This is a genomic window from Mycobacterium sp. PSTR-4-N (assembly GCF_022348085.1).
GTDB lineage: Bacteria > Actinomycetota > Actinomycetes > Mycobacteriales > Mycobacteriaceae > Mycobacterium.
In genome coordinates this window covers 27,482-42,137 of record NZ_JAKRFN010000006.1, presented here as the reverse complement: position 1 = coordinate 42,137, position 14,656 = coordinate 27,482, and the positions used below count along the sequence as shown (strand labels likewise).

The 14,656-nt window shown below is 68.5% G+C and carries 11 protein-coding genes and 1 tRNA gene; 8 read left to right on the top strand and 4 right to left on the bottom strand.

What is annotated here, in order from left to right; translation table 11 throughout:
* Positions 1-3: 3 nt before the first annotated feature.
* Entirely contained in the window at positions 4-1,038 is a 1,035-nt protein-coding gene (locus MHN84_RS10595) for a PAS domain-containing protein (protein ID WP_241204605.1), read from the bottom strand.
* Between the two features lie 192 nt (positions 1,039-1,230).
* Positions 1,231-3,570 carry a DEAD/DEAH box helicase gene (locus tag MHN84_RS10590; protein WP_241204846.1) on the bottom strand — a complete coding sequence of 780 codons (2,340 nt, stop codon included), beginning with the start codon at positions 3,568-3,570 and terminating at the stop codon, positions 1,231-1,233.
* 302 nt (positions 3,571-3,872) lie between these two features.
* On the opposite strand from MHN84_RS10590, the gene MHN84_RS10585 reads away from it, so the two are divergent.
* The 3 genes from MHN84_RS10585 to topA all read left to right on the top strand — a co-directional run bounded on the left by MHN84_RS10585 (position 3,873) and on the right by topA (position 7,773).
* Positions 3,873-4,076: a cold-shock protein gene (locus tag MHN84_RS10585; protein ID WP_006243848.1), complete on the top strand. Its 204-nt coding sequence runs from the start codon at positions 3,873-3,875 to the stop codon at positions 4,074-4,076.
* Between the two features lie 137 nt (positions 4,077-4,213).
* On the top strand, positions 4,214-4,807 hold the full coding sequence (locus tag MHN84_RS10580; protein ID WP_241204604.1) for a hypothetical protein: 594 nt from the start codon (positions 4,214-4,216) through the stop codon (positions 4,805-4,807).
* A 155-nt stretch (positions 4,808-4,962) separates the two neighbouring features.
* Positions 4,963-7,773 (top strand): type I DNA topoisomerase, encoded by a 2,811-nt coding sequence (topA, locus tag MHN84_RS10575; RefSeq protein ID WP_241204603.1) that lies wholly within the window; start codon positions 4,963-4,965, stop codon positions 7,771-7,773.
* A gap of 123 nt (positions 7,774-7,896) precedes the next feature.
* On the opposite strand, the gene MHN84_RS10570 is transcribed toward topA, so the two are convergent.
* Positions 7,897-9,534 (bottom strand): adenylate/guanylate cyclase domain-containing protein, encoded by a 1,638-nt coding sequence (locus MHN84_RS10570; protein ID WP_241204602.1) that lies wholly within the window; start codon positions 9,532-9,534, stop codon positions 7,897-7,899.
* Positions 9,535-9,583: 49 nt separating this feature from the next.
* On the opposite strand from MHN84_RS10570, the gene MHN84_RS10565 reads away from it, so the two are divergent.
* Together MHN84_RS10565 and MHN84_RS10560 are read left to right on the top strand one after the other, a co-directional pair.
* Entirely contained in the window at positions 9,584-10,795 is a 1,212-nt protein-coding gene (locus MHN84_RS10565; RefSeq protein ID WP_241204601.1) for a DNA polymerase III subunit delta', read from the top strand.
* Between the two features lie 61 nt (positions 10,796-10,856).
* Positions 10,857-10,932: transfer RNA gene (locus MHN84_RS10560), tRNA-Thr, on the top strand.
* A 36-nt stretch (positions 10,933-10,968) separates the two neighbouring features.
* Here the strand turns inward: MHN84_RS10560 and MHN84_RS10555 are convergent.
* Positions 10,969-11,622: a GntR family transcriptional regulator gene (locus tag MHN84_RS10555; protein WP_241204845.1), complete on the bottom strand. Its 654-nt coding sequence runs from the start codon at positions 11,620-11,622 to the stop codon at positions 10,969-10,971.
* Positions 11,623-11,691: 69 nt separating this feature from the next.
* Here MHN84_RS10555 and MHN84_RS10550 point away from each other — a divergent pair, with 69 nt between their 5' ends.
* Genes MHN84_RS10550 through MHN84_RS10540 form a run of 3 tightly spaced genes read left to right on the top strand, consistent with a single transcriptional unit; the run spans position 11,692 to position 14,653 of the window.
* The gene (locus tag MHN84_RS10550) at positions 11,692-12,522 is read left to right on the top strand and encodes an aldolase/citrate lyase family protein (RefSeq protein ID WP_308192931.1); all 831 of its coding nucleotides are present in this window, start codon (positions 11,692-11,694) and stop codon (positions 12,520-12,522) included.
* Positions 12,519-13,859 (top strand): MFS transporter, encoded by a 1,341-nt coding sequence (locus MHN84_RS10545; RefSeq protein ID WP_241204599.1) that lies wholly within the window; start codon positions 12,519-12,521, stop codon positions 13,857-13,859. Before MHN84_RS10550 ends, MHN84_RS10545 begins: the two co-directional genes overlap by 4 nt.
* Positions 13,856-14,653, top strand: a complete 798-nt coding sequence (locus MHN84_RS10540; RefSeq protein WP_241204598.1) for a carbon-nitrogen hydrolase family protein — start codon at positions 13,856-13,858, stop codon at positions 14,651-14,653. The genes MHN84_RS10545 and MHN84_RS10540 overlap by 4 nt, the downstream gene beginning before the upstream one ends.
* The last annotated feature ends 3 nt before the right edge of the window (positions 14,654-14,656 follow it).

Below are 14,656 nucleotides of genomic sequence, written 5' to 3'. Positions count from 1 at the left end.
GATTCAGCGCTCCTCGAGCCGGGCCTCGGAGAGTTCGTCGTCGGTCGGAAGACGCAATTCGGCGAGTCCAGCGATCACCCCGTCGTGCAACTCGATGCGGTGAACCGTCACGTGCACCGGCGTCCAGCCGCCGTCGCGGGCGATCACCCGCAGCACGCCCGACACCGACCCCTCCCCGAAACCCGCGGCCATCTCGGCGACCGCGGGGCGATCGTGCGGGTGAATGGCCTGCTCGCTCGACATCCCGGCCCGCCAGTCGAAGAACGGTGCCGGATCGTCGAGCCATTTGACGAGCATCCAGTGAGCGGGATCGACCAGCGCCCGGTGGATGCCCGGCCTGGCCAGGCTGGCCAGGATCCGCTCGGCCAGGGAGGCCTCGCTGTCAGGCTTGCCCTCGTGCACGCTGCGCCAGGTCATCGCTCGGCACACCAACCGCGGCGCCCCGTCGTCATCGCCGTCGTCGTCGACCTCCTCGAGCGAGCGCGCCACGAAGCCGATGGTGATCTGCTCCCCGCGGTGATCGGTGACCTCCCACGTCGTACAGATCGTCACACCGGGCCGCGGCTTGATCAGCATGCTGATCACCTCCGCCTCGCGCGGATTCAGATCGCGACGAGGGAGGTCGTCGGCGAACGCGCGGCCCTGCGTCGGTTGCGTCGCCGGATCCCATCCGCCGATCTTGAGGGATTCGACCGTGTCGGTGGCGGTGCCGTTGGTGAGGTCCCACAGCAGGCAACCCACCTCCGGGCGTGGTGGCGGGTCCTCATGGGCCGCACCGATCCACATCTGCACCCCGTGGATGCGGCCGTCCGACATTGCGACCACCTCGGTGCGGATCACGCAGTCGTTCTTCGGGGTGATGCTGCTCAACCCGGTCCGGCCGCGCACCGTCTCACTGATCGCGGTCTGGATCGCCATCAGGTGAGGGTTGCGCCGAAGCAGAGACGAGATCGGGATCAAGTTCTTGGTGTGGGCCCCCTGAGCGACCACGGTCGGTTCGCTCCCCAGCGTCTCCACGAGCATCCAGTCGTGGCTCATGACGTGATCCTACCGAGCCGTCTGCTGCGAGATCCGCATCCAGACCCCCCTCGGGAATGTCGATATGCCCAGTGAAGAGCAAATTTGTCTTGCCTCGGTGCACCTCCCCCGGTAGGTTCCCAGCTACTGGGGCGGGTACGGATTCCGTCGTCGGGTCCGCGGCGATCGTCGAGGGGTCGGTCGCTCCGCCCGTCAGCGGGCATCGACGCGCGACACTGCGGCGAGCACCAGACGCAACACCCGGACCGCACCGTCCTTGTCGAGTGGATCGTTGCCGTTGCCGCATTTCGGCGACTGCACGCACGACGGACACCCCGCCGGGCACTCGCACGACTCGATCGCCGAGGCCGTGGCCGCCCACCACCGCGTGATCGCGCCGAATCCCCGAGCCGCGAAGCCGGCGCCGCCGGGATAGCCGTCGTAGACGAAGATCGTCGGTAGCCCGTCCACCGGGCCGACGGCGGTGGACACGCCGCCGATGTCCCCCCGGTCGCAGCTGGCGATCAGCGGGAGCAGCCCGATGGCAGCGTGTTCGGCCGCATGCAGCGACCCGGGGGTGCGCAAGGGGTCGATTCCGCTGTCGGACAGTGCTTCCGGGGTGATGGTGCACATCACCGCCATGGTCTCCAGCGTGCGCGTGGGCATGTCGAGTTCGCAGAAGTCGATGACCTCGCCGTCGAGGCGCCGCCGCAGATATCCGGTGACGGTGTTGCTCACGCACACGGGCACCAGGCCGATCGTCACGGGACCGTACGTCGCGCGGTCACCCGGGCCGGTGACCGTGATGTCGGTGACTTCCCGGGCGAAGGTGGTGTACCCGGGGTCCTCGGCGTGCACGAAAGCGATACCGTCCTCGAAGTCCAGCGAATCCACCACGTAGCTCTCGCCTTGGTGGAGGTAGACCGCGCCAGGGTGCACCGAAGCGGCGGCCTGTCCGGCACCGGTGCTGCCCAGCATCCGGCCGGTACCCGCTTCGAGGATCGCGACCTGACCGCCGATCGATCCCCGGATGTCCACGGCCGGATGGGGATCGAGCCCGGGGGCGGGGAAATAGCCGCTGGGCCGGCGACGCAACAGACCGTCGTCGACCAGAGTGCCCGCCACCGCCTCGGCGTCCCACATCCGCACCTCGGCGTCGGTCAGCGGCAATTCGGTGGCCGCGCACAGCAGTTGGGGGCCCAGCACATAGGGGTTGGCCGGATCGATCACGACCCGCTCGATCGGCTTGTCCAGCAGCGCAGCCGGATGATGCACCAGATACGTGTCCAGGGGGTCGTCGCGTGCGATGAGTACCACCAGCGCTCCCTGACCGCGCCGGCCCGCCCGCCCGGCTTGCTGCCAGAACGACGCGACCGTACCCGGAAAGCCCGCCAGGACAACGGCGTCGAGCCCGGCGATGTCGACGCCGAGTTCGAGCGCGTTCGTCGTCGCCATGCCACGCAGCCGTCCGTCGGCGAGCGCGCGCTCCAGCTCGCGGCGATCCTCGGCCAGGTACCCCGCCCGGTACGACGCGACCTGCTCGGCCAATTCCGGTGTCGTCTCGGCCAACCGGGTTCTGGCCCCGAGGGCCGTCAGCTCTGCTCCGCGTCGGGAGCGCACGAACGTCAGAGTCCGTGCGCCCTCGGTGATCAGGTCGGCCATCACGCGTGACGCCTCCGCACCGGCCGAGCGGCGCACCGGCGCACCGTTCTCTCCGACGAGATCGGTGAGCAGGGCCGGCTCCCACAGCGCCACCGTGCGCGCGCCCTGCGGTGAGCCGTCCTCGGTGACCTCGATGACGGTCTGCCCGATCAGCTCGGCCGCGGTGATAGCGGGCTCGGCGGTCGTGGCACTGGCGAAGATCACCGTCGGCATCTGCCCGTCGGGGGAGTAGCGCGCGCACAGACGGAGCAGCCGACGCAGCACCATCGCCACGTTGGAGCCGAAAATGCCTCGGTAGTAATGGCATTCGTCGACGACCACGAACTTCAGGTGGCGCAGGAAGACCGCCCAGCGGGCATGGTTGCGCAACATCGACAGGTGGATCATGTCGGGGTTGGAGAAGATCCAGCGGGAACGCTCGCGGGCGAATCGCCGGACATCGGCCGAGGTGTCGCCGTCGTAGGACGTCGGGGCGACGTCATCGAGTCCGGCCGCAGCGGTCAACGACGCGACGGCGCGCAACTGATCGTGTCCGAGGGCCTTGGTGGGCGAGAGGTACAGCGTCCGTGAGCGCGGGTTGTCCTTCAGCTCCGTCAGTATGGGCAGCTGATAGGCCAGCGATTTGCCCGACGCGGTGCCAGTGCTGAGGACGACGTGGCGGCCCGCATGGGCATGCTCGGCGGCGGTGAGCTGATGTGACCACAGGCTGCTGATCCCGTGATCGACGAACGCCCGCACCACATCTGAGGGCGCCCAGGACGGCCAGTGCCGGCTGTGCGCGGGGCGAGGCGGGAGGTCGGCGACATGACGCAACGGATGCTCGTCCGGCGCGGTGCCGTCGACCGCGCAGGCGAGCAGCGCGCGGCCGAATCCCTGCGCCGGATCGGGCACCTCGGAGCCTCTCACCCATCCCCTACATCGTGTCGTATGTGAATTGTGGACTACATGATGCTGTGCAAGAGCTTGTCGGACTGTCGCGGCAGCGCTGTTCATGGTTGACTTACCGCGGTCGCAGCTTCTGTGTTCGTGTATACGCACTCGCAGGAACAACGTTGCGATCGCGGTTCCTGCGAGGGTTGTAGGTCGGGTCGAGTTCCGAGCACTCCACGAAGGTATGGCGGTCGGAACGGGCCCGGTCTGCCGAAAGACGGCGGGCCGCACCCGGTGAAACACAGAGAAGGAAATTACGAAAGATGCCACAGGGAACTGTGAAGTGGTTCAACGCGGAGAAGGGCTTCGGCTTCATCGCCCCCGAGGACGGCTCCGCTGACGTTTTTGTCCACTACACGGAGATCCAGGGTTCCGGCTTCCGCACCCTGGAAGAGAATCAGAAGGTCGAGTTCGAGGTCGGCCAGAGCCCCAAGGGGCCGCAGGCCACCGGCGTTCGCGCCGTCTGAGTCACCTTAAGACCTGGCACCCCCGCGTCACCGCCCGCCGGCGGCGCGGGGGTGTTTTCGCATCAGGTCATCACCGCGGCGCCGCGTCCCCGCCGGCATCCGCGGTGATGCTGCCTGGCTGGCCTACTGTCATCTGTGTGAGCCAGCTGTCCTTCTTCTCGGCTGAGTCGGTGCCACCGGCCATCGCCGACCTGACGGGGATGCTGGCCGGACCGGGTCAGGCCGTACTGGTCGCCGGCGCGCAGGGGCAGGCCGCGCGCCTGTCGGTGGTCGTGGACCGGCCGTGGCGCGCCGAGGCGCTGGCCGAGATGATCGCCGACGCGGGCCTGTCGCCCGAGATCTCCCGCACCGACGAGAACACGCCTCTGGTCCGGACCGCGGTCGATGCCCGGTTGACTCCGATCGCGCTGGAGTGGACGCGCGGTGCGGTCAAGACGGTGCCGCCGCAATGGCTGCCCGGGCCGCGCGAGCTGCGCGCGTGGACGCTGGCAGCGGGTACTCCGGAAGCCGATGACCGTTATCTGCTCGGGTTGGATCCGCACGCGCCGGACACGCATTCGGTGCTCGCGTCGGCGATGATGCGGGTCGGGATTGCGCCGACGCTGATCGGGACCCGGGGTTCGCGGCCGGCGCTGCGGATCAGCGGCCGACGCCGGCTGTCGCGCCTGGTAGAGAACGTGGGGGAACCTCCGGAGGACGCCCAGGCGTTGGCGTCATGGCCACGGATCTGACGGCCGGCGGACGCTCGTCCGGCGGGGAGCCGGTTTGCGTCGGCACGCGCAGGGTGCGAAATTGATCGGTGCCGGGGCCGGGTGGCGCAGCGATGTGTGAGCCTGCCGGCGGTACAGAGAAGAAGTAGTAGGAGTCGAGATAGTGAACGGGATAGGTGGCTGACGGAGACCGCGACCGCGGTGGAAACGGCAGAGTTAGGCGGCTCGTCATTGTCGAGTCGCCCACCAAGGCGCGCAAAATCGCCGGCTATCTCGGGTCGAACTACATCGTCGAGTCGTCCCGTGGACACATCCGCGACCTGCCGCGCAACGCCGCGGACGTCCCGGCGAAGTACAAGTCGGAGCCGTGGGCCCGGCTCGGGGTGAACGTCGACGAGAACTTCGAGCCGCTCTACATCATCAGCCCGGAGAAGAAGAGCACGGTCGCCGAGCTGAAAGACCTGCTCAAAGGCGTCGACGAGCTCTATCTCGCCACGGACGGTGATCGCGAAGGCGAGGCCATCGCCTGGCACCTGCTGGAGACCCTGAAGCCGCGCATCCCGGTCAAGCGCATGGTGTTCCACGAGATCACCGAGCCGGCGATCCGCGCCGCCGCGGAAGATCCACGCGACCTGGACAACGCGCTGGTCGACGCCCAGGAGACCCGCCGCATCCTCGACCGCCTCTACGGCTACGAGGTCAGCCCCGTGCTGTGGAAGAAGGTCGCCCCCAAGCTCTCGGCCGGCCGGGTGCAGTCCGTCGCGACCCGCATCATCGTGCAGCGCGAGCGCGAGCGCATGGCGTTCCGCAGCGCCGGCTACTGGGATGTCTCCGCCGAGCTCGACGCCAGCGTCTCCGACGCGAACGCCACGCCTCCGACGTTCACCGCCAAGCTCAACACCGTCAACGGAAGGCGCGTGGCGACCGGCCGCGATTTCGACTCCCTCGGTGGGCTGAAGAAGCCCGACGAGGTGCTCGTTCTCGACGAATCCGCCGCGAATGCGCTGGCCGGCGGCTTGCGCGGGGCCCAGCTGCAGGTGTCCTCGGTCGAGCAGAAGCCCTACACCCGCCGCCCCTACCCACCGTTCATGACCTCGACGCTGCAGCAGGAGGCCGGCCGCAAGCTGCGGTTCTCCTCCGAGCGCACGATGAGCATCGCCCAGCGGCTGTACGAGAACGGCTACATCACCTACATGCGTACCGACTCGACCACGCTGTCGCAGTCGGCCATCAACGCGGCCCGCACGCAGGCCCAGCAGCTCTACGGCGAGGAGTACGTACATCCGTCGCCGCGCCAGTACACCCGCAAGGTGAAGAACGCCCAGGAAGCGCACGAGGCCATCCGGCCCGCCGGCGACGTGTTCGCCACGCCGGGGCAGCTGCACGCCGCGCTGGACACCGACGAGTTCCGGCTCTACGAGCTGATCTGGCAGCGCACCGTGGCTTCCCAGATGGCCGATGCGCGCGGCACCACGCTGAGCCTGCGGATCGCGGGGCAGGCCTCCGGCGGCGAACAGGTCGTCTTCAACGCCAGCGGCCGCACGATCACGTTCCCGGGCTTCCTCAAGGCCTACGTGGAGAGCCTCGACGAGCAGGCCGGCGGTGAGGCCGACGACGCCGAGAGCCGGCTGCCGAACCTGACCCAGGGCCAGCGCGTCGACGCCAAGGACCTGACCGCCGACGGGCACACGACCAGCCCGCCGGCCCGCTACACCGAGGCGTCGCTGATCAAGGCGCTCGAAGACCTCGGCATCGGCCGGCCGTCGACGTACAGCTCGATCATCAAGACCATCCAGGACCGCGGCTACGTGCACAAAAAGGGCAGCGCGCTGGTGCCGTCGTGGGTGGCGTTCGCCGTCATCGGCCTGCTCGAGCAGCATTTCGCGCGGCTGGTCGACTACGACTTCACCGCGGCGATGGAGGACGAGCTCGACGAGATCGCGGCGGGTAACGAGCGAAGGACCAACTGGCTCAGCAACTTTTACTTCGGCGGCGAGCACGGCGTGGACGGCTCGATCGCGCGCGCCGGCGGTCTGAAGAAGCTGGTGGGCGGCAACCTCGAGGACATCGACGCGCGACTCGTCAACTCCATCAAGCTGTTCGACGACGCCGAGGGTCGCGCGGTCAACGTCCGAGTCGGCCGCAACGGCCCGTACCTCGAGCGCATGGTGGACGATCCGGACAACCCGGGGGAGCTCAAGCCGCAGCGCGCCAACCTCAACGACGATCTCACCCCGGACGAGCTGACTCTCGAGCTGGCCGAAAAGCTTTTCGCCACACCGCAAGAGGGCCGATCACTGGGAATCGACCCCGAGACGGGCCACGAGATCGTGGCCAAGGACGGCCGGTACGGGCCGTACGTCACCGAGGTGCTGCCGGAACCACCCGACGATCCGGACGCCGGGTCGACGGCGAAGAAGGGCAAGAAGCCGACGGGTCCGAAGCCGCGCACCGGATCGTTGTTGCGCTCCATGGATCTGGAGACGGTGACGCTCCAGGACGCCTTGAAGCTGCTGTCGCTGCCGCGGGTGGTGGGCGTCGATCCGGCGACCGGTGATGAGATCACCGCGCAGAACGGCCGCTACGGCCCGTATCTGAAGAAGGGCACCGACTCTCGGTCGCTGGCCACCGAGGAGCAGATGTTCGACATCACCCTCGACGAGGCGTTGAAGATCTATTCCGAGCCGAAGCGCCGCGGCCGTCAGGGCGCGGCGACGCCGCCGCTGCGTGAACTGGGCAACGACGCGGCATCGGGCAAACCGATGGTGATCAAGGACGGCCGCTTCGGCCCCTACGTCACCGACGGCGAAACCAACGCCAGCCTGCGCAAGGGCGACGACGTCATGTCGATCACCGACGAGCGGGCATCGGAGTTGTTGGCCGACAGGCGCGCTCGCGGACCGGTCAAGAAGAAGGCAGCCAAGAAGGCGCCCGCGAAGAAGGCAGCCAAGAAGGCGCCGGCCAAGAAGGCCGCGAAGAAAGCCTGACGACGATCAAGCGGCGAGGGACGAGCCGCGATGAGAAGTCGGGCAATAAGAGAAAGCCTGACGACGATCAAGCGGCGAGGGACGAGCCGCGATGAGAAGTCGGGCAATAAGAGAAGGCCTGAGTCAGCGCGAGGACTTCGACACGTCGCCGGTGACCTCCACCTCGGGCGGGCTGACCAGCCCCACCGGCCGGGCCAGCTGCGTCGGGGCGGTACGGCCGCGCAGGTTCACCGTCTCACCGACGTCCCAGCACAGGGCCTCGGAGTCCAGGGCCTCGCTGACCGCGATGGCCGACGCCAGCACGTGCCCTTTCTCCAGCTTCGCCAGCTCGGTCAGGCGCGCCGCCTCGTTGACGGGGTCGCCGATCACGGTGTACTCGAAGCGGGCCTGCGCACCGATGTGGCCGGCGATCGCCCGCCCGGCGGACACCCCGATGCCGAACTCGGTCTCGCCCAGCACTTCGATGAGCTCGTCGTGGAGCTCGCGGGAGGCCGCCAACGCGGCTCCGGACGCGTCGGGGTGTTCGATGGGTGCACCGAAGATCGCCAGCGCGGCGTCGCCCTGGAACTTGTTGACGAACCCGCCGTGCCGGTTGACGGTGTCGACGACGACGCGGAAGAAGTCGTTGAGCAGGCTGACCACGTCGGCGGCCGGGATGGTGGCCGCGAGGTGCGTCGAGCCGACCAGGTCGACGAACAGCACAGCGACGTCGCGTTCCTGCCCGCCCAACTCGGTACCCCGCTCGAGCGCCCGGCGGGCCACGTCCTCGCCGACGTAGCGGCCGAACAGATCCCGCAGCCGCTGCCGTTCGGCCAGATCGCGGACCATGTCGTTGAACCCGGCCTGCAGCAGGCCCAACTCGCTGGCGTCGTAGATCTGCATGTGGGCGTTGTAGTTGCCGCGCTGCACCTCGCCCAGCGCCCAGCGCAGCTGACGTAGCGGGTCGGCGATCGACATGGCCACCAGCACGGTGCTGGACAGCCCGATGACCAGCGCGACGATCGCCAGCAGCAGGATCGTCGTGATCACCCGGTCCGCAGGTGCGGTGAGGATCTCGAATTTGCTCGCGACCAGGGCGAGCAGGATGGCCACCAGCGGCACTCCGGTGGACAGCACCCACGTCAGGACCTGCCGCAGGATGACGCCGGGGGCGTGGAACTTCTCCGGCACCCCGCCCCGCAGCGCCGCCACCGCGACGGGCCGCAGCACGCGTTCGGACTGCAGGTAGCCGATGATCGCGGTCGCGGTGGCGCCCAGACCGGTGGCCACGGCGACGACGGGAGCGGACTTGCTGGCCACCGGCCAGCTGGCCACGATGAACACCACCGAGCCGAGCAGCCAGTTGGTCGCGCTGATCACCGAGCGGTAGAACGGCATCCGCAGCGCCCGCATGCGGGCGACCTCGGTGTCGGCGGGGTCGCGGTCGCCGAGCAGCATGTCGCGGCGCTGCCAGCGCATCACCGGGATCAGCATGCGCAGCGTCAGGTAGGACGCCACGGTGAACGACACGAACAGATAACCCAGGAAGATCGCCAGGTTGGAGGTGGGCAGGTCCTGCAGCTGGATGCGGTCCTCGGGCGGGAGCCCGAATCGCAGGAAGCCGAGCACCAGAAGGGCGCCGATGATGTCGGCCTGCAGCATGCCGAGGGTGAACACCGGCCAGGGGGTGCGCGCGACCCAGCGGACGAATGCGCTGATTCGCCCCACCTCGATCGCTTCGGCAGCCACGCAATCACCGTATCGGGCGGAGCTGACGGGCACGGGGCCTCTGGGACGGACGTGTCGGTTCGCAGCACTACTGTTATCGGCGATGACTGGTGTTTTTTCGCGTCTGGTGGGCCAAGACGCTGTGGAGGCGGAGCTGACGGCCGCCGCCCGGGCCGCGCGCGGTGATTCCGCTCACAACGGCGCAGGCGAGGTGGGCACGATGACCCATGCCTGGCTGATCACCGGCCCGCCGGGGTCCGGCCGGTCGGTGGCTGCGCTGTGTTTCGCGGCGGCACTGCAATGCACCTCCGCCGGCGTTCCGGGCTGCGGGGAGTGCCGCGCGTGCAGCACCACGATCGCAGGCACCCATGCCGATGTACGCAGGATCATCCCGGAGGGGCTGTCCATCGGCGTGGACGCGATGCGCACGATCGTGCAGATAGCGTCCCGGCGGCCGGGGACCGGCCGGTGGCAGATCGTCGTCATCGAAGATGCCGACCGGCTGACCGAGGGCGCCGCCAACGCCCTGCTCAAGGTGGTGGAGGAGCCGCCGCCGTCGACGGTGTTCCTGCTGTGCGCGCCGTCGGTGGACCCGGAGGACATCGCGATCACGCTGCGCTCCCGGTGCCGGCACATCGCGCTGGTCACCCCGGGGGTCGACGCGATCGCGAAGGTGCTGGTGGAGCGCGACGGGCTGCCGGAGGCCGAGGCGGCCTGGGCGGCGTCGGTGAGCGGCGGGCACGTCGGCCGGGCCCGCCGGCTGGCGACGGACGAGCAGGCCCGGGAGCGGCGCCGACGGGCACTGGGTCTCGCGCGGGAAGCGGCGACCCCGTCGCGGGCGTACGCCGCGGCCGAGGAGTTGGTGCTCACCGCCGAGGCGGAGGCCAAGGCGCTGACCGTGGACCGCAATGAGGAAGAGGTCGAGGAGTTGCGCACCGCACTGGGCGCGGGCGGCACCGGGAAAGGCACCGCGGGCACGATGCGCGGCGCGGCCGGCGCACTCAAGGATCTGGAGAAGCGGCAAAAGTCCCGCCAGACCCGCGCGTCGCGGGACGCTCTGGATCGGGCGCTGATCGATCTCGCCACGTACTTCCGGGACGCGCTGCTGATCGCCTCGGGCGCCTCGGACATCGCGCCCAATCACCCCGACATGGCGGAGAAGGTGGCCGCGATGGCGGCGCACGCGTCTCCCTCGGCGCTGCTGCGCTGCATCGAGGCGGTGCTGGAGTGCCGGGAGGCGCTGGCGGTCAACGTCAAGCCGAAATTCGCCGTCGACGCCATGGTGGGCACCGTCGGGCAGGCACTACGGGGCTGACCCGGTGTAGGTGAATTGGGTGCACGCCATGCCCTGCCGTAGACTCGTCCCGCCCGACCAGGCCGCCTTAGCTCAGTCGGTAGAGCGATTCACTCGTAATGAATAGGTCGGGGGTTCGATTCCCCCAGGCGGCTCCACATGTCCCCGTCTTCGGACGGCCCGGCCCGAGATCCTCAGTCCAATGCTGCCAGGATCTCCGGAATGGGTCGCAGGTGTTCGTTGAGCAGGGTGGTGATCAGCTCGGTGTCGTTGTCGGCCAGCGCCGCAACGATGGCGCGGTGCTGAGCGTCGATGTCGGGGACGCGCTGCGGACGAATCTGCAACGCGCGCACGGCGACCCGCTCTTGGCGTGACCGCAGGGCGTCGTAGAGTTCGACCAACACCGAGTTGCCGTGCGCGTCGACGATCGCGCGGTGGAACTCTCGATCCAGCTTGGCGACGGTGAACCAGTCCCGCTCGCGACCGGCGTCCTCCATGGCCGTCGCCAGTGCCGGCAGCTTCACCGGGGCGCCGCCGCCGGCGGCGCAGAGCGCACGTGCGGCGTGGCCTTCGATGAGCCGCCGGGATGCATAGACCTCTTCGAGCTCGCGGGTGGTGACGCTGCGGACCTGCGCGCCGCGCCGGGGCAGCAGGTCGATGAAGCGTTCGGAGTTGAGCCGGTGGAACGCTTCTCGCACAGGGGTGCGGGAGGTGCCTACGGATTCGGAGATCCACGCCTCGTCGAGGAAACGTCCGGCGGGCAGGGTGCCGCGGATGATCTGGTCGCGGACCCATTCGTAGGCGCGATCACGCGCGGACTGGTTCGAGCTGGGCTCGCTGACTGTCATCGACACCGAAAACCTCCTCGTAATCGTCCACTCTAATGGACACACGTTGTATATCTGTGTATACAACAGATGTACGAAACGCTGTCGACCGCCGCGGCGGCTGTCAAGAGGAGGCCCTTTCCCATGCTTCAAACGACGCGACCAAACCGCCGTTATGCCGTGTGGTTGTCCGGTCCCAATACCGCCGCGGCGGAAATCGCCAGGCAGGTGGGGTACGGGGCGGCGGTGCTCGACATCGAGCACGGCACGTTCGACCTCGCCGCCCTCGAACGGTTCATTCCGCTTTGCAAGGCGATCGGCCTCGAAGTGATCGCCAAGGTTCTCGGCCCGGAACGCGGCCCGATCCAACAGGCACTCGACTTCGGTGCGGACGTGGTCGCGATCCCCCACATCGAGAACGCGGACCATGCCCGGGCGATCACCGCGTTCGCCAAATTTCCGCCCCTGGGCGACCGCAGTTTCGCCGGCGGCCGTACGTCAACATACGGTGGGTTCACCGACGACTGGGTACGTGAGCAGGACTCACGCACCCGGTGCTACCCAATGATCGAGGACGCGGGAGCCATCGAGCAGATCGCCGACATCCTGGCACTGGACACCGTCGACGGCGTCTTCATCGGCCCGTCGGATCTCTCGCTGCGTCGCGGCCGAGGCGCCTACACCCGCGACGACGGTGACTTCGCCGACCTGACCGCCGTGGCGGCAGCCGCGAATGCGGCGGGCAAGCCGTGGCTGCTGCCGGCATGGTCGTCGGCCGAGAAGCAGTTCGCCGTCGAGCGCGGCGCCGACCAGTTGGTGCTGACCATGGAACACGGTGCGCTGCTGGCCGGCTTCACGGCCGCGCACGCCGAGGTGACCGACCTCGACCGGATGCCGAGCCTGAGCGGGACGGCGCGATGACCGAGATCCGGGAAACGACTTCTGCGACCGCCGCTCCGTCCGGCATCGGCCGCACTCGCTGGTACATCGGCGGCCTGCTCGGCGCCGGGATGTTCGTCAACTACATCGACCGGGTCAACCTGTCGGTCGCGACTCCCGCGATCATGGCCGACTTCGACATCTCGGCCGCGCAGATGGGAGTCGTCGCGTCGGCGTTCCTCTGGACGTACGCGATGCTGCAGATGCCCATCGGCTCGATCATCGACCGAATCGGCGTGCCCTGGGTGAATCGTGTCGGTGTCTTCCTCTGGGCGCTGGCATCGTTTCTCTCCGCGGCCGCCGGCGGTCTGGGCCTGCTCATCGTGGCGCGGCTTCTGCTCGGCGTCGGTGAGGCGCCTGCGGTGCCGGCCGGCTGGAAGGCGATCGGCCAGTGGTTCCCGAAGCAAGAAAGGGGCACGGCCACAGCAATTTTCGATGGCTGCGCGAAGCTCTCCAACGTCGTCGGCATCCCGATCATGGCCCTCCTAGTCTCGACATGGAGCTGGCACGCGGCGTTTTTGTTCACCGGTGTCCTCAGCGTCGTGTACCTGATCGCGTGGTGGCTGCTGTATCGCTCACCGGCTGTCGCGGTCGCCGAGGGGAAGATGTCAGCGGCGGAGTTGGAGCACCTGCGTGCAGGTGAGGCCGAGGACGAGAACGCCGCAGGCGCCGGCTCGCTGCGCGGCGTCGGGCACCTGCTGCGGCACCGCAAGACCTGGGGGCTGGCCCTGGGATATGCGTCCTACACCTACGCCTACTACGTGCTGCTGACCTGGCTGCCGGGCTACCTCGAAAAGGAATTCGGGGTGAACCTGCTGAAAGGCGGGATCTACAGCATGATTCCGTGGTTGGTCGCCGTCATCGCGCAGTTCCTGATCGCGGGAGTGCTGATGGACCGGTGGACGCGGCGGACGGGTGACATCACCAGGGTGCGGCGGATCGTGCTGGTGACGAGCATGCTGGCCTCGCTGGCCGTCACCGGCGCGGCCTATGCCGACACGATCGAGGTCGCGGTGGCCTTCCTGTCGATCGGGGCCGCCGGTCTGGCGGTCTCGGTTCCCGCGGGGTCGAGCATCGTGTCCCTGATAGCGCCGCACGGGTACACCGGATCGCTGGCGGGAATCGTCAACTTCGTCGCCAACCTGATCGGCATCTCGGCGCCTATCGTCACGGGTATGGTCGTCGACCGCACCGGTTCGTTCGCCGGCGCCTTCATCGCCACCGGGGTGATCCTCGTCGGTGGGATTTTCTGTTACACCGTGGTTCTCGGGCGCATGGACCGCATGTCCGCGCCCGAGGAGGCAAGGAGTGAGACATGACGACGGTTGCCGTTGCGCAGTTCGCGCCTGGTGAGGACAAGGACGCCAACCTCGAGGTGATCAGCGGCTACGTGACCGAGGCCGCGAGGCAGGGCGCGGAACTCGTGGTGTTCCCCGAGTACTCGATGTTCACCGCACCGGCCATGGACGAGCGGTTCCTCGCCTCGGCCGAATCGCTGGACGGTCCCTTCGTCTCGGCGCTGCGGGAGCTGGCCCGGCGTGCGGCGGTGACGGTCGTCGCCGGCATGAACGAGACCACCGACAGTGCCGAGCAGATCCACAACACGCTGCTGGCCATCGACAACGACGGCAAGGTCACCGCCACCTACCGCAAGGTGCACCTCTACGACGCCTTCGGCTACGCCGAATCCCGTGTCGTGCGGGCCGGAAGCATCGACATCCCGGAGACGTTCACCGTCGGCGCGCTCACCTTCGGCATGCAGACCTGCTACGACCTCCGGTTCCCCGAAGTGACCCGGCGCCTGGTCGACGCCGGCGCCGACGCCGTGCTGACCCCCGCGGAGTGGGTGCCGGGCCCGCTGAAGGAGAACCACTGGACCACGCTGGTGCGGGCGCGGGCCATCGAGAACACCGTCTACGTCGCCGCGGCCGACCAGTGCGGCACGCATGGCGCCGGCAACAGCATGATCGTCGACCCGATGGGTGTCGTGCTGGCCTCGCTCGGCGAGGAGGCCGGCGTGGTGTCGGCACAGCTGACTGCCGACCGCATCGAGCGGGTGCGCGAGAAGAACCCGGCGTTGAGGTTGCGCCGCTTCAGCGTGGTCGAACGCTGAGGG

Bases quoted from the DNA above. Each gene is read 5' to 3' on its own strand.
- MHN84_RS10540 (WP_241204598.1), top strand. From the start codon at position 13,856: ATGACGACGGTTGCCGTTGCGCAGTTCGCGCCTGGTGAGGACAAGGAC.
- MHN84_RS10585 (WP_006243848.1), top strand. From the start codon at position 3,873: ATGCCACAGGGAACTGTGAAGTGGTTCAACGCGGAGAAGGGCTTCGGC.
- MHN84_RS10555 (WP_241204845.1), bottom strand. From the start codon at position 11,622: ATGACAGTCAGCGAGCCCAGCTCGAACCAGTCCGCGCGTGATCGCGCC.
- MHN84_RS10550 (WP_308192931.1), top strand. From the start codon at position 11,692: ATGTACGAAACGCTGTCGACCGCCGCGGCGGCTGTCAAGAGGAGGCCC.
- MHN84_RS10565 (WP_241204601.1), top strand. From the start codon at position 9,584: ATGACTGGTGTTTTTTCGCGTCTGGTGGGCCAAGACGCTGTGGAGGCG.
- MHN84_RS10545 (WP_241204599.1), top strand. From the start codon at position 12,519: ATGACCGAGATCCGGGAAACGACTTCTGCGACCGCCGCTCCGTCCGGC.
- MHN84_RS10595 (WP_241204605.1), bottom strand. From the start codon at position 1,038: ATGAGCCACGACTGGATGCTCGTGGAGACGCTGGGGAGCGAACCGACC.